This is a genomic window from Methylophaga sp. OBS1, assembly GCF_026319365.1.
Window position 1 is genome coordinate 745,146 of sequence record NZ_JAPDMS010000001.1, and the last position, 12,798, is coordinate 757,943.

General features: G+C 51.1%; 15 protein-coding genes. 7 read left to right on the plus strand and 8 right to left on the minus strand.

What is annotated here, in order from left to right:
* Positions 1-18: 18 nt before the first annotated feature.
* Positions 19-297: an OadG family protein gene (locus OMQ46_RS03630; RefSeq protein ID WP_266235766.1), complete on the minus strand. Its 279-nt coding sequence runs from the start codon at positions 295-297 to the stop codon at positions 19-21.
* 229 nt (positions 298-526) lie between these two features.
* Between OMQ46_RS03630 and OMQ46_RS03635 the strand changes: the two genes are divergently transcribed.
* Positions 527-1,903 (plus strand): ribonuclease J, encoded by a 1,377-nt coding sequence (locus OMQ46_RS03635; RefSeq protein WP_266235764.1) that lies wholly within the window; start codon positions 527-529, stop codon positions 1,901-1,903.
* 35 nt (positions 1,904-1,938) lie between these two features.
* Entirely contained in the window at positions 1,939-2,358 is a 420-nt protein-coding gene (locus OMQ46_RS03640; RefSeq protein WP_266235762.1) for a PilZ domain-containing protein, read from the plus strand.
* Between the two features lie 4 nt (positions 2,359-2,362).
* Here OMQ46_RS03640 and OMQ46_RS03645 read toward each other — a convergent pair whose 3' ends face one another.
* Together OMQ46_RS03645 and OMQ46_RS03650 are read right to left on the minus strand one after the other, a co-directional pair.
* Positions 2,363-2,581: a hypothetical protein gene (locus OMQ46_RS03645; protein ID WP_266235760.1), complete on the minus strand. Its 219-nt coding sequence runs from the start codon at positions 2,579-2,581 to the stop codon at positions 2,363-2,365.
* A 64-nt stretch (positions 2,582-2,645) separates the two neighbouring features.
* On the minus strand, positions 2,646-3,050 hold the full coding sequence (locus OMQ46_RS03650) for a gamma-glutamylcyclotransferase family protein (protein WP_266235758.1): 405 nt from the start codon (positions 3,048-3,050) through the stop codon (positions 2,646-2,648).
* A gap of 50 nt (positions 3,051-3,100) precedes the next feature.
* Here OMQ46_RS03650 and OMQ46_RS03655 point away from each other — a divergent pair, with 50 nt between their 5' ends.
* Positions 3,101-4,018 (plus strand): patatin-like phospholipase family protein, encoded by a 918-nt coding sequence (locus OMQ46_RS03655; RefSeq protein ID WP_266235756.1) that lies wholly within the window; start codon positions 3,101-3,103, stop codon positions 4,016-4,018.
* Between the two features lie 304 nt (positions 4,019-4,322).
* Here the strand turns inward: OMQ46_RS03655 and OMQ46_RS03660 are convergent, their stop codons facing one another.
* Positions 4,323-5,234, minus strand: coding sequence for a LysR family transcriptional regulator (locus OMQ46_RS03660; RefSeq protein WP_266235754.1), 912 nt, complete (start codon positions 5,232-5,234; stop codon positions 4,323-4,325).
* Between the two features lie 114 nt (positions 5,235-5,348).
* Between OMQ46_RS03660 and OMQ46_RS03665 the strand changes: the two genes are divergently transcribed.
* Positions 5,349-5,945: an FMN-dependent NADH-azoreductase gene (locus OMQ46_RS03665; RefSeq protein WP_266235752.1), complete on the plus strand. Its 597-nt coding sequence runs from the start codon at positions 5,349-5,351 to the stop codon at positions 5,943-5,945.
* Positions 5,945-6,784, plus strand: a complete 840-nt coding sequence (locus OMQ46_RS03670; protein ID WP_266235750.1) for a pirin family protein — start codon at positions 5,945-5,947, stop codon at positions 6,782-6,784. The genes OMQ46_RS03665 and OMQ46_RS03670 overlap by 1 nt, the downstream gene beginning before the upstream one ends.
* Before the next feature lie 251 nt (positions 6,785-7,035).
* On the opposite strand, the gene OMQ46_RS03675 is transcribed toward OMQ46_RS03670, so the two are convergent.
* Positions 7,036-9,525 carry a heavy metal translocating P-type ATPase gene (locus OMQ46_RS03675; protein WP_266235857.1) on the minus strand — a complete coding sequence of 830 codons (2,490 nt, stop codon included), beginning with the start codon at positions 9,523-9,525 and terminating at the stop codon, positions 7,036-7,038.
* A gap of 136 nt (positions 9,526-9,661) precedes the next feature.
* Here OMQ46_RS03675 and OMQ46_RS03680 point away from each other — a divergent pair, with 136 nt between their 5' ends.
* Positions 9,662-10,063, plus strand: a complete 402-nt coding sequence (locus OMQ46_RS03680; protein ID WP_266235746.1) for a MerR family transcriptional regulator — start codon at positions 9,662-9,664, stop codon at positions 10,061-10,063.
* A 3-nt stretch (positions 10,064-10,066) separates the two neighbouring features.
* Here the strand turns inward: OMQ46_RS03680 and OMQ46_RS03685 are convergent, their stop codons facing one another.
* Positions 10,067-10,474 (minus strand): hypothetical protein, encoded by a 408-nt coding sequence (locus OMQ46_RS03685; RefSeq protein WP_266235745.1) that lies wholly within the window; start codon positions 10,472-10,474, stop codon positions 10,067-10,069.
* Positions 10,475-10,658: 184 nt separating this feature from the next.
* Between OMQ46_RS03685 and OMQ46_RS03690 the strand changes: the two genes are divergently transcribed.
* A complete protein-coding gene (locus OMQ46_RS03690) occupies positions 10,659-11,153 on the plus strand; it encodes a methylated-DNA--[protein]-cysteine S-methyltransferase (RefSeq protein ID WP_266235743.1) in 495 nt (164 codons plus the stop codon).
* Between the two features lie 210 nt (positions 11,154-11,363).
* On the opposite strand, the gene OMQ46_RS03695 is transcribed toward OMQ46_RS03690, so the two are convergent.
* Positions 11,364-11,711: a DUF3135 domain-containing protein gene (locus tag OMQ46_RS03695; RefSeq protein WP_266235741.1), complete on the minus strand. Its 348-nt coding sequence runs from the start codon at positions 11,709-11,711 to the stop codon at positions 11,364-11,366.
* A gap of 78 nt (positions 11,712-11,789) precedes the next feature.
* Positions 11,790-12,734, minus strand: coding sequence for a trypsin-like serine protease (locus tag OMQ46_RS03700; RefSeq protein WP_266235739.1), 945 nt, complete (start codon positions 12,732-12,734; stop codon positions 11,790-11,792).
* Positions 12,735-12,798: the final 64 nt, after the last annotated feature.

A 12,798-nucleotide genomic window follows, 5' to 3' on the forward strand; every position in this document is an offset into this window, starting at 1 on the left:
TGACGCAGGCGGTTTTATTTAACGACGAGAGCGAAACTTGTGAATCGCAGCGGAAAGGACGGTGATCAGGTTTTTATCATCGTTGGCGTGCTGCCTGTTGCTCATCGCCTGGCTGATAACAGCCGTCGGGGCGGGAATACCTTCTTCCGGCAGGGTGCCGACATCTTTTTCATAGCGTGTGATGATTTTTGACATCAAACTGGTCACGAAAACCAGTAATGTCAGGAATACGAAGACAAACCCCATGCCCACCAGCATCAGGTTCAGACCTTCAGACATCAGATTGGATGCAGTCATAGCGACCTCCTCTGTGCATCGCGAACGTCATTAAATCAATGACTTGATTCAAAACAGCCGCAGATTATACCACTGTTGGACGGTCTGGGTTTGGCCCGCTTAACGCAAATGGCATGGCATCGGGTTGTGAGGCAATTCACACTCAGGGCTGAGCATGATTGCAGTCAGCCACTGCGGAATCCGGTCTCAATTGGCATAATGGTGCCGATTTTGAATAAATGAGGATGGTATGACGCCGGACGCAGAAGATTTTTGGTTCCTGCCCCTGGGGGGAACGGGCGAAATCGGTATGAATCTCAACCTGTATGGTCATGATGGCCGCTGGTTGATGGTGGATTGCGGACTGACTTTCGAATCCCGTACCGATGTCGATGGAGAGCCAATTTCCGGCAGCCGTGCTGAAATTCAAATGGCTGATCCGCAGTTCATCGCTGATCGTAAGGATCGTCTGGATGGACTTATTATTACCCATGCGCACGAAGATCACATTGGTGCCGTGCCTTACCTCTGGTCACGGTTTCAATGCCCGGTCTACACCACGGCATACACCGCTGAAATTCTGCGCCGCAAGCTCAAAGAGGTTGGCCTGCAGGATAAGGTTCCGGTCAGCATCGTTGAGCCGAGAGCGGAAATGGATATCGGGGTATTCCATGTGCGCTGGATTCAGTTAACACATTCCATTCCCGAGCCTTTTGCCCTGTTGATCAGCACACCGGCCGGCAGCGTCTTTCATACTGCGGACTGGAAGCTTGACAGTGATCCTGTGGTCGGGGAGCGGTATCAGCCAGCTGACTTCGAGGCACTGGCTGAACTCAATATTGATGCCATGGTGTGTGACTCTACCAATGCCGATTTGCCCGGTTGGTCAGCATCAGAAGCCTCGTTGAGACGTGGCCTGCAGCACCATATCGAACAGGCCAAAGGTCGTGTCGTGGTGACCTGCTTCGGTAGTAATATCGCGCGGCTTAGGACCATTGCCGATATCGCTCAGCAAACCGGACGTCATCTGGGCCTACTGGGACGGTCACTGATCAATACCTACACCGCAGCCAAACGAACCGGCTTCTGGCACGATGTGGAGACCTTTGTTGATCCGCATCATCTGGGGTACCTGCCAAGACAGACGGTGCTATTGGTGGCAACAGGCAGTCAGGGTGAGCCGCGCACGGCACTGAATCGGCTCAGTCAGAACAGCTTCCGGGATATGCAGCTGGAACCCGGCGACACGGTGATATTCAGCGCTAAAGTTATCCCTGGCAACGAGGCGGCAGTCGAAGCCTTAATCGATCGTCTCAAAGCCATGCAGGTTGATGTCATCACGGTAGATAACAGCCGTCTTCCCATCCATGCTTCAGGGCATCCGGCTCAGGATGAATTGAAAGCCATGTATCAGTGGGTGAAGCCGGCCTGTGCAATTCCTGTACACGGGGAGTATCGACATATGCGGGCCAATGCCCGGGTGGCAAAATCGGTCGGAGTGCCGGAGCAACTGGAAGGTCAGAATGGGGATCTGTTTTTTATTGCCCCGGTTCGTGGTATTCGCCGTCGTGCGGTCAGCACCGGCCGGCTGGGGTTAATCAATGACAAGCTAAAAAAGCTCTATTGATTCACACTTTTAGCCGCTTGTGCTAAGTTGCTGGAATGATTGAAGAACTACGGCAGTATATCCGCCACCCAAGCAGCATCCCTATCAGTTACCGTTTGGGGCAGCGGCATCATATTCAGCCAGCCAGAGATATCAGTCAGGGCGGACTCTGCTTTACGAGCCAAGAGCGGGCATTGGTCGGTGAGAGTATCTTTGTCGAAATCAAATGCGGCAGGCCAGGCTTTAGTGCAGAGGGCATTGTGCGCTGGTGTAGCAGGGAAGGCAGAAAATATTTAATTGGTGTCGGCTTCAGGGACAGGGCAGTGCAATATGCCATGCGGATGGTGGAGCAGGTCTGCCATATTGAAGCTTTCCGACATCGCCTGGAGCAGGAGACAGGGGTAAAACTCACCAGTGAGCAGGCTGCTTTTCGCTGGATAGCTGAAAATGCGGCTGATTTTCCAGCGGCAGATTAATTCCTCAGACTCTGGCATCAAAGCGTGGGCCGCGACGATCTGATGAGACCCTGCGCTCAATCATCGGTTTTTTATTGCGTTTACGTCGGTCAGGCTGTTGTCTTCTGTCATTTTCCGACACGGTTCTGGTTTTGTCCGCAATCGGACGTGCAGGACCGACCTGAGTCGGGCTGCTGACAGTGACCATATCGTAGTGACTGAGACGCGGTATTTCGTTCATCATGCTTCACTTTCATCTTCTGTAACTTCTCTATCGACTTGATTTTGATGAACTTTAGAAATTTAATTCACTGCCATGATTTTAATTGGAAACGCCCATTGACAATACGTTTGTTCGGATCGACCGGGTGGTTATAGATATAAGCCCAGGCGCTGATTGATTTGCCGCCAGAGACTGTGACCTCTACAGTTTGTCGCCGGTATTCACGTGGTTCGGGGAAGGCCGCTGAACATTCCTCAAAGTCATCCAGTTGCGCAAGGACTGAAGGGGTGGCCAGACGATAAACCTCGCCATGCACCTCGTCGTCAGCCATATTTGAAAGGACCGCGCCCGGATAATCATGAATCTGATACAGTTGTGCGCGTATCCTGCCGTGGCAGACAAACTCACTATGGGCTTGTAATACCTGATGCATGGGATGCTCACTGTTGTGCATCAGTGTGCCGTAGACAAATAAGTATTTATTGTTCATTTTACTTTAATTTACCTATGTAATATTCAGAATAATATAGAAATAAATTAATGAAGAAAAAGATTAAAGTCGGTCTCGCGCTGGGCAGTGGCGCTGCCAGAGGTTGGGCCCATATCGGTGTCATCCAACGCCTGATCGAGCAGGGAATCGAACCCGATGTGGTGTGCGGAAGTTCTATTGGTGCCCTGGTTGGTGCGGCCTATGTCAGCGGTAATATTAATAAACTGCAGAATTGGGTCATTGAGCTGGATAAGTTGAAAACAGTTCGCTATTTCACCATCAACCGTTCTCTGCGAGGGTTCGTTAATAAGCACAGACTACATCACTTTCTGGATGAATATGTTGTCGGCGCCGAACAACAGATTGAGGATTTGAATAAGGCGTTTGCTACCGTCGCCACCGACCTCAATACGGGACGAGAGATATGGAATACAAAAGGAAAAGTGCTGGATTCGGTCTGGTCATCGATTTCACTACCGGGTCTGTTTCCGGCGATAAAGCACGATGACCGCTGGCTGATTGATGGTGGCCTGGTTAATCCGGTGCCGGTATCCGTCTGTCGGGCACTGGGAGCAGATGTTGTCATTGCTGTGAATCTCAACAGCGACATTGTCGGCAAACATTTTCGGGCCGAGTCACCGGAAAAAGTCGATACCAGTGAACCGGCCAACCCAAGTTTCACTGAGCGTTTCACCGATATGATCGCTGATTACACCAGTAATCTGTTTAGCAATGCTGATAAAGAAGACGAGGCACCGGATTTGATGGATGCCATAGCCGCTTCAATTAATATCACTCAGGATCGCATTACCCGCAGTCGCATGGCCGGCGATCCGCCGGAAATCATTTTATCGCCAAGGCTCTCTCAGATCGGCATCCTGGAATTTTACCGGGGCAGTGAAGCTATTGAGGAGGGTAAAGCCAGTGTGGACCGGCATAAACGCGATTTTGACTACTTTCTAAACTAATCCTGTCAGTGGGTTATGAATGATTGTTGAAATGACAGTGGCATCAAGGATCTGACCGGTAAGAAGAAAAAATCCTGCTGATTGTGCTGGCGCTCAACACCCTGATGTTTATGATTAGGTTCAGCCTGGGCCGGATAGCGGTATCGACCGGGTTAATGCCGATTGAGATGGATCGCTACACTCACACTGCCGGTCAATATCCTCTGCATCTGGCATCATCAAAGAGCGTGTCAAGGGACTCTCAGAGCCAGTTGATAAGCTGTTTGATTCAGTTGACACCGCTTGGGTCCTGCAATTCTGTGTCTTATTTCGGGCACTGCCAGTCTGGCCGTTGTGCAAAGTAATCGCGCAGAAATTCAATCAGGAGCCTGACGCGTTGCGACAGAAATCGGGTATGTGGATAGACCGCATAAACGCCAATATCATTATTTAATAAACAATCATCAAGGACGGGTAGTAACTCGCCGCTGCGGATGGCCCCGGCACAAATAAAATCCGGCGACAGGATCAATCCTTTACCCTCTATTGCGGCATCCATAAGAAACTGACCGTTATTAGCCGTCATGACTGTCGGCAGATTGACCGACAGACGTTCTCCCCGGTGATTTTTCAACTGCCAGCTCGGACTGACGTGACTGTAATGTAATTTGACGTGGCCATAGAATAAATCTTCGGCGGTCTGCGGTTTACCGTTGCGCGCAAAGTAGTCCGGGCTTCCACAGAGTAATAAACGCGTTGTGGAGAGTTTTCTGGCAATCAGGCTGGAGTCAGCCAGGTTTGATACCCGGATGGCCAGATCGATGCCTTCTGCCACCAGATCCTGCTGCCTGTCATTAAAGTCGATATCAAAAATGATATCCGGATTGGCTTGATTGAACTGCCGTATGGCCTGATTCAGATGCATCAGACCAAAACTGATGGGGGCCGCCACCCTGATTCGGCCGGATACTGCTGACTGACTCTCACTGATGGCGGTTTCCACTTCATTGATATCATCCAGAATCCGCACACAATGCTGGTAATAATCACGGCCGGCGTCAGTGAGGGTCTGTTTGCGGGTGGTGCGCTTAAGCAGGCTGACGCCAAGCCGTTTTTCCAGCTCACTGAGTCGTTTGCTGACAGCCGATTTGACGGTATTCATCTGTTCTGCTGCACGGGTGATACTGCCGGCTTCCACAACCCGGACTAAAGTCTGCATTTCTTCCAGTTGATTCATTAAATGTTCTCTTATAAGAAACAATAAGTTTATTAATAGCGTGTTTTTCAAAAAAATGGAAACGATAAACTGTCACCATCGTTTAACCAAACGCAACAAAACAGGGAGAATCCAATGAACAACAGCATTTTACTGATCAACTCCAGTAGCCGGATTCAGGGTTCGGTAACACGTGATATCTCAGCACAACTGGTACAGCAGCTTCAGCAACAAACCGGCCTGAGCACGATTGAACGTGATCTGGCAGACGGCATCGCGTTTATTGATGAACAGTGGGTCGGCGCCAATTTTACCGATCCTGCAGAACGCAGCGCACAGCAGGAGGCCGCACTGGCAGAGTCGGACCGCCTGATTAACGAATTAAAGCAGGCCAGTCATATCGTGATTGCTGCGCCTATTTATAACTTCAGCGTGCCGGCGGTGGTCAAAGCCTGGATTGACCAGGTGGCACGAGCCAGAGTGACGTTTCGATATACCGAAAATGGACCGGAAGGTTTGCTTAAAGGCAAAAAGGCCTATCTGGTTATTGCCTCAGGCGGTGTTCCTCTGGGCAGCGAGGTTGACTATGCTTCGAGCTATTTACGGCATGTGATGGGCTTTCTCGGTATCGATGATGTCACCCTGGTGAATGCCAATGATCTGAACAGGGCAGCCAATGATCATGGCGATATTCAACAACAGTTGGCAGCGATTGCAGCAGGAGAACAGTGATGAGCATAAGAGAACTCAGACAAATCGTGAACGGCATCCCGGTCTCTGATGGTGCCGGCGTGCAGCTGAAACGGGTGATTGGTTCACCACAGTTGAATATGCTGGATCCGTTTCTGATGTTCGATGCTTTCGGCTCAGACAGACCACAGGAATATCTCGCCGGTTTCCCACCCCACCCACATCGTGGCTTTGAGACAGTCACCTACATGCTTGCCGGCAAAATGCGGCATGAAGACAACGCCGGTAACCAGGGTGTGATCGAGACAGGGGGCGTGCAGTGGATGACTGCGGGCAGGGGCATTATCCATTCAGAAATGCCAGAGCAGGAAGCAGGTTTGCTGGCCGGTTTTCAACTCTGGGTCAACCTGCCAGCCGCTGAAAAAATGCGTGAACCGCGTTATCAGGAACGTTCTGCGGCTGAGATCCCGGTTGAGACCCTTGAAAATGGTGGGGAGATTAAAGTCGTTGCCGGGCAGACCGATCAAGGCACCCGGGGAGTGATTGACAACGCCTATGTCAAACCGCTCTACCTGCACGTGACATTACCGGCAGGCAGCCACTTCGTACAGCAGGTTCCGGAGACAGATAACAGTTTTGTTTATGTGATTGAGGGGCAGCTATCTGTTGGTGATCATCAACGGCCGTTGAATCAGGGGCAGTTGGGTGTACTGGAGAAAGGACAGACTGTGAGCTTGTTGGCAGAAACGCAAAGCCAGTTTCTACTGGTGTCGGGGCAGCCGCTGAAAGAGCCCGTTGCCCGGGGTGGACCGTTTGTGATGAACACCCGCGAGCAGCTTGAGCAGGCCTTTGACGATTACCGTGAGGGACGGTTTGCCTGATTGAAAAGTTTGAACCACAGAGGCACAGAGGGCACAAAGCTCAGAATGGCTAAAAATTTATCCGCAGATTTCGCTGATTTTCACAGATTAAAACAACAGTTCATTGATATCGTTATCCAGCGACAGGGCTTCTAAATTGAGCTTTGAATGTTTTCTGCCAAAATAATCTGCGCTCATCTGCGTAATCTGTAGAGCATTTTATAACTCTGCGCCCGCTGTGCCTCTGTGGTTAATTTTTAAACAGTGACAAATTAGAGTTTCACCCGCCGCAGTCTGAGCGCATTAGCGATCACCGATACCGAACTCAGGCTCATGGCTGCTGCTGCAATCATCGGTGACAGCAACAGGCCGAAGAAGGGATACAGGACACCGGCTGCGATTGGTACGCCCATCGAGTTATAAACAAAGGCGAAAAACAGGTTCTGGCGGATATTACGCANCGNCGNNCGGCTTAATTTCAANGCCTGATGAATGCCACGCAAGTCACCTTTNACCAGGGTTATGCCGGCACTTTCCATGGCCCCGTCGGTTCCGCTACCCATAGCGCTACCAATCGTTGCCTGGGCCAGTGCTGGGGCATCATTGATACCGTCACCCGCCATGGCGACGGTTCTGCCTTCTGCCTGTAACTCTTTGATCACCTGATTTTTCTGCTCAGGCAAGACATCGGCTCGGATATCATCAATGCCAAGCTGACTGGCGACGGCCTCTGCGGTGACCTGGTTATCGCCGGTTAACATGACAAGGCGAATATTTTCCTGATGCAGGGCTTTTATGGCCTCTGTGGTGGATGACTTGATTGGATCAGCCACACCAATCAGGCCGGCTGCTTGATTATCAACGGCAACCAGCATCACGGTCTGGCCCTGTTTGCGATAAGCCTCTGCTTTTTCCTGTAATGGCGCTGAATCTATTCCCAGCGTGGTAAACAGGGCAGTGTTACCCAACGCCACAGGGTGACCGTCAATCTCGCCCTTAATACCCTGGCCGGTTACAGAGTCAAACTGGTTTAGCCTGGATAAGCTCAGGCCTTTTTCTTTGGCACCTTCAATTACCGCCATCGCAAGCGGATGTTCACTGCCTTGTTCCAGACTGGCAGCCAGAGTGAGCAGGGTGTTGTCATCCAGATCGGTCATTGACTCAACCATGACCAGCTTCGGTTTACCCTCGGTCAGCGTGCCGGTTTTATCTACGACCAGGGTATCAATCTGCTCCATGGCTTCCAGCGCTTCAGCATTTTTAATCAAGACGCCCATCGAGGCGCCGCGACCGGTTCCGACCATAATCGACATCGGCGTCGCCAGACCCAGGGCACAGGGACAGGCAATGATTAACACAGCAACGGCATTGACGATGGCATGTGCCAGTTTCGGTTCTGGCCCCCAGATAAACCAGGCGCCGAGGGTGAGGATAGCGATAAGTACCACTGCGGGCACAAACCAGGCCGCCACTTTGTCGACCAGTTTCTGAATCGGCGCGCGTGAACGCTGCGCTTCGGCCACCATATGCACAATTTGGGAAAGCAGGGTGTCACTGCCGACCCGCTCAGCACGCATCAGCAGGCTTCCGGTACCGTTGACGGTAGCACCGATAAGCTTGTCATCTTTTTGCTTACTGACCGGTATCGGCTCACCGGTGACCATGGACTCATCAACACTGCTATTACCCTCTATCACCGTGCCGTCAACGGGTATTTTTTCTCCGGGACGGATCCGCAATTGCTGGCCTACCCGGACCTCTTCAAGCAGAATATCCTGCTCCTGACCATCCTCAGTCACCAGTCTGGCTGTTTTGGGCGCAAGGCCCAGCAGCATTTTGATGGCGGTATTAGTCTGGCTGCGGGCGCGCAGTTCAAGTACCTGGCCCAGCAATACCAGCACGGTAATAACCGCTGCTGCCTCAAAATAGACGGCGACACTACCATCAGCATGTTGCATCGAGGTTGGAAAAATAGCCGGGAAAATCAGTGCGATGACACTGTATAGCCAGGCAACGCTGACACCGAGGCCAATCAGTGTGAACATGTTCAGGTTCATGGTTTTGACTGACTGCACAGCACGGATGAAAAACGGCCATCCGGCCCAGAGCACGACGGGTGTTGCCAGCAGGAACTCCAGCCAGTACCAGCGCTGTGTTGGGATACTGGCGGGCAAGAGGGCGGGTGCCATATCCAGCAGCATCGTGATGATAAACACCGGTAGCGTTAACACTGCGCCAATCCAGAAGCGCCGGGACATATCTTTCAACTCACTGTTGTTCTCTTCGACTTCGACTGTGTTCGCTTCCAGCGCCATGCCACAGATTGGGCAGTTACCGGGATGATCCTGAACGATTTGCGGATGCATCGGGCAGGTGTATTCAGTTCTGGTGTTCCCCAGTTGCGGTGATTCGGGCTCCAGGGCCATACCGCATTTGGGGCAACTGCCCGGCCCTGCCTGGCGCACGCCTTCGCACATCGGGCAGATATAATCGCCACTGCCTTGTCGTGATGCTGCTGGTCTGTAAGCCTGTTCATGACTGCCACAACAGCTGTGTGGCCGTTTTTCAGTATGCGGTGCTTTGTCATCACCTCCACAGCAGTTGTGATCTGCTTCTGATTGCTTGAGGTAACGCCCTGGATCGGCTTTGAAATTATTCATGCAATGCTGGGAACAGAACACATAATCCTGCTGATTATGCTGCGCGTGATAGCGCGCGTTGTCTGCATCAACAGTCATACCGCATACCGGGTCGATTGCCATGCTATCTCCTTAGCTAAGCATTGTGGCGCAGTGCCAATGTAAATCTTCATTCGGGGCACTGCCAACCAGACTCAGCTTGTGTCAGTAGGTTAATTTCTACTATAAAGTACGTACCTGGGTACGGAGTCAAGCGCTGATGACACAGAAGCTATCACTGACCATTGGAAAATTTGCTGCCATGGCAGACGTAAGCGTTGAAACGGTTCGTTTTTATCAGCGCAAAGGTTTACTGGCAGTCCCTGCCTCAACGGATGGCAGCGTCAGGCGCTATGGTCCAGCGTCACTACGCCAGTTGAAATTTATCCGGAAAGCTCAGGAAGCAGGCTTTACCCTCAGTGAGATCAAAACGCTGATCAAGCTGGATGCCACGCAGGATCATGAGCAGGCCTATCGACTCGCAATGAAGCGGCTTGAGCAGCTGGAAGCAAAGATCAGGGAGATGGTGCAGGCAAGAGATAGCCTGAAAAAGCTTGCCAGTGACTGCGCCTGTGGCGCCAAAACTCAGCCCTGTGCCATCCTGGCTGCGTTCGACTTATAAACTTCACTGCTGCGATTTGTATTCTGCTTTGATGGTCTCAAGCGTAGGCGGGATAGCATCGCAGTGACTGACATCTCCACTGCATTTAATACATTCGAGGGCATGCCAGCCGGTATTAATATATTCCTCCCGGTTCGGACCGCCCAGGCGGTTTGCAATGCCAATGGTCGCTTTCGCCCTGCTGCTGATATAGCTGTATTCACCCAGGCAGAATCGCATCTGTGCAGGATCGGCTTTGATTTTGTCGTCATATTTCTGATGTATCTCCCGACCCACCTGATTCAGGTAATGCAGCTCTGCATAGAGTTTTTGTAATGTATCGTCACTATGCTGATAGACACCCGGCGGCACGCCGCCAGCCAAGGCTGTGAACGAGAGGGAAAATAGGGCAAAAAATAAACTCAGTCTCAAGATTCTGCTCCATAGCTGATTGAGTGTATAGTCAGATGATAACGCATCCGGCCAGCTTTATCTCAGTAAGACAACGGGGCAATGATTCCCTGACCGACACGTTTTATCATAATCACTTTTATGAGTACTCGACCGAGATGGAAGTTCGCCGCGCCCGTTTTAATGACAGTCAAGGAGGAACAGGATGATTGAATACGAATTGGGCAGCTGTTCACTTGGGTGCGTGCTGGTAGCAAGCAGTGATAATGGGATTTGTGCCATTGCGCTTGGTGATGAACCGGGACCACTGGTTGAATGGCTCAAGCAAACATATCCACATGTGCAAAAAGGGCAGCAGAACCGGGTTTTACTGTCACGTCTGCAACAGGTTTTAAATTTTGCCGAATGGCCGGATGCGGATCTCAAGCTTGAACTTGATATCCAGGGAACGGAGTTTCAGAAACGGGTCTGGCGAGCCTTGCTGAGGGTTCCACCAGGACAAACCCGGACCTATACGCAGATTGCCGACGAAATTGGTTCGCCCAGCGCTGTGCGTGCGGTCGCGGGTGCCTGTGCCGCAAATTTACTGGCTTTGGCGATTCCATGTCACCGTATAATCAGGCAGGACGGTGAGGTCTCTGGCTATCGTTGGGGGCGTGAACGCAAAAAAATATTGTTACAAAAAGAAGCCCGTCTTTAAGTCTTTGATAGGGCAGTGGGCGTTGAATGGCAAACCTGTTTGTCAAGTCTGATTTGTTTGATGCTGGTTAAAAATTAACCATATTTTAAAGCTTGTCATAAAAGAATCACTTAGCGTCTTTCCAGAAACTTATCCACATACTTCTCCACAGAAAATGTGAGTAATGTGAAAAACTTTTTGTGTGTGTCTGAAAGTGTCAGCAAACGGATTTCATCCAAGCCAGTTCTTGCTTTTGCATGCAGGCCTGAATTGCAGTATCTGGCAGCTGTTTTTCGATTCATGCCGATCCTGCTGAATAATCTGTCCCAAATCCAGCTTAATCAGTCGATTAAACTGTGCCATCAACATGTCTGAAATTTCGATACAGGCGCCGAGCGCATGACTGTGACGTCGACGAACCATATCGATTCTAAACTGTAGACCATTGAGACGACGCCGTTCAGCATCGCTCTGAGCAGTTTCGTTAATGCATTGACGAATCACAGCTGCGCGTTTTTTTTCAAATGCCGCCTGATCCTGTTTTGCCAGTAATGACCATTCTTCGAAATTGATTATCATCGGGGCATCCCCTCTGAACTTCGGGCTTAAATCTGTGACAGCCCAAACTGATTTTGGTGCCTGATTTTGTAGAGGCAGTTACTGCCAGGTGTCGATATCCGCGCCCAAGAGTCTTGCCTGCTTGAATATAGCCCGTGCCTCATCGGTATCCAGTCGCACGCCGTAGGCGACATAGGGGAAGTCACTGAGTGGAGCACGTGTCTGTTTGAAAAACGGCCATTGTTTGTTCTTGCGGTAAAAGGTTTCAATAAAGCTGGTTAATGCCACCACGCCACGTTTAGGCCCAGGTAGGTTAATCATCCAGGGACCGCCGGAGTCGCCTCGGGTGGGCATGGGCAGGGATGTCTGGTATTCATTCTGATGCAGCCGGTTGACGGCCAGCAAGGCATTGTAGGAACGAAGTAGCAGTTTTTTGGCTTCGAACTGTGTGCGGAACTGCATATAAAGCAACGGATCCAGAGGCTCATAGGTATCTGGTACAAAACGTTGAAATTCCTCATCGGCCGTCATCAGGGGTTTAATCGCGCAACTGGGCACTTCTGTCACCATCGCTTTGTAGCCCTGGCCATAACCACATAACAGCGCTTTGGGAGATGCACTTGCCGGTGTCACAGGAACAGCTTCAACACTACTTGGGGCATCGCCATCAAAAATCAGCACCGCAATGTCCCTGGCCATATTTTCATCCAGACTGTCATATTCGCTGTAAACCGCAGCTCGAATAGGTGGCACGGGCACACCCAAGAACAGTTGAATCAGAGGGGTTTTAGTCACGGGGTTGAGCCGGGCATTGCGCAGGCAATGCGCCGCTGTCAGCAGTGTCAATGGTGAAGTGCCAACGACCACCGAGCTACATTCACTGGTTTCGGTTATCAGGCCTTTGACAGAGGCATGCCAGCGTAACTGGTCGATACTTATTTTACCGGTAGAGACAGAAACCGGGTCTGCGGCGGAGCCGTGAATCACAGCATTGGCAGGCAACACCCAGACCATACTCAGGATAAGCAGGAGAAATTGTCGCATCTGAACGCCCCCCGAAACAGCAAACTGTTTGCAAAGACTGTCCTGATATCAATTTAGCATGATG

Excerpts from the sequence above, each read along its gene's own strand:
- OMQ46_RS03630 (WP_266235766.1), bottom strand. The coding sequence starts at position 297 with ATGACTGCATCCAATCTGATGTCTGAAGGTCTGAACCTGATGCTGGTG.
- OMQ46_RS03635 (WP_266235764.1), top strand. The coding sequence starts at position 527 with ATGACGCCGGACGCAGAAGATTTTTGGTTCCTGCCCCTGGGGGGAACG.
- OMQ46_RS03640 (WP_266235762.1), top strand. The coding sequence starts at position 1,939 with ATGATTGAAGAACTACGGCAGTATATCCGCCACCCAAGCAGCATCCCT.
- OMQ46_RS03645 (WP_266235760.1), bottom strand. The coding sequence starts at position 2,581 with ATGATGAACGAAATACCGCGTCTCAGTCACTACGATATGGTCACTGTC.
- OMQ46_RS03650 (WP_266235758.1), bottom strand. The coding sequence starts at position 3,050 with ATGAACAATAAATACTTATTTGTCTACGGCACACTGATGCACAACAGT.
- OMQ46_RS03655 (WP_266235756.1), top strand. The coding sequence starts at position 3,101 with ATGAAGAAAAAGATTAAAGTCGGTCTCGCGCTGGGCAGTGGCGCTGCC.
- OMQ46_RS03660 (WP_266235754.1), bottom strand. The coding sequence starts at position 5,234 with ATGAATCAACTGGAAGAAATGCAGACTTTAGTCCGGGTTGTGGAAGCC.
- OMQ46_RS03665 (WP_266235752.1), top strand. The coding sequence starts at position 5,349 with ATGAACAACAGCATTTTACTGATCAACTCCAGTAGCCGGATTCAGGGT.
- OMQ46_RS03670 (WP_266235750.1), top strand. The coding sequence starts at position 5,945 with ATGAGCATAAGAGAACTCAGACAAATCGTGAACGGCATCCCGGTCTCT.
- OMQ46_RS03680 (WP_266235746.1), top strand. The coding sequence starts at position 9,662 with ATGACACAGAAGCTATCACTGACCATTGGAAAATTTGCTGCCATGGCA.
- OMQ46_RS03690 (WP_266235743.1), top strand. The coding sequence starts at position 10,659 with ATGATTGAATACGAATTGGGCAGCTGTTCACTTGGGTGCGTGCTGGTA.
- OMQ46_RS03695 (WP_266235741.1), bottom strand. The coding sequence starts at position 11,711 with ATGATAATCAATTTCGAAGAATGGTCATTACTGGCAAAACAGGATCAG.
- OMQ46_RS03700 (WP_266235739.1), bottom strand. The coding sequence starts at position 12,734 with ATGCGACAATTTCTCCTGCTTATCCTGAGTATGGTCTGGGTGTTGCCT.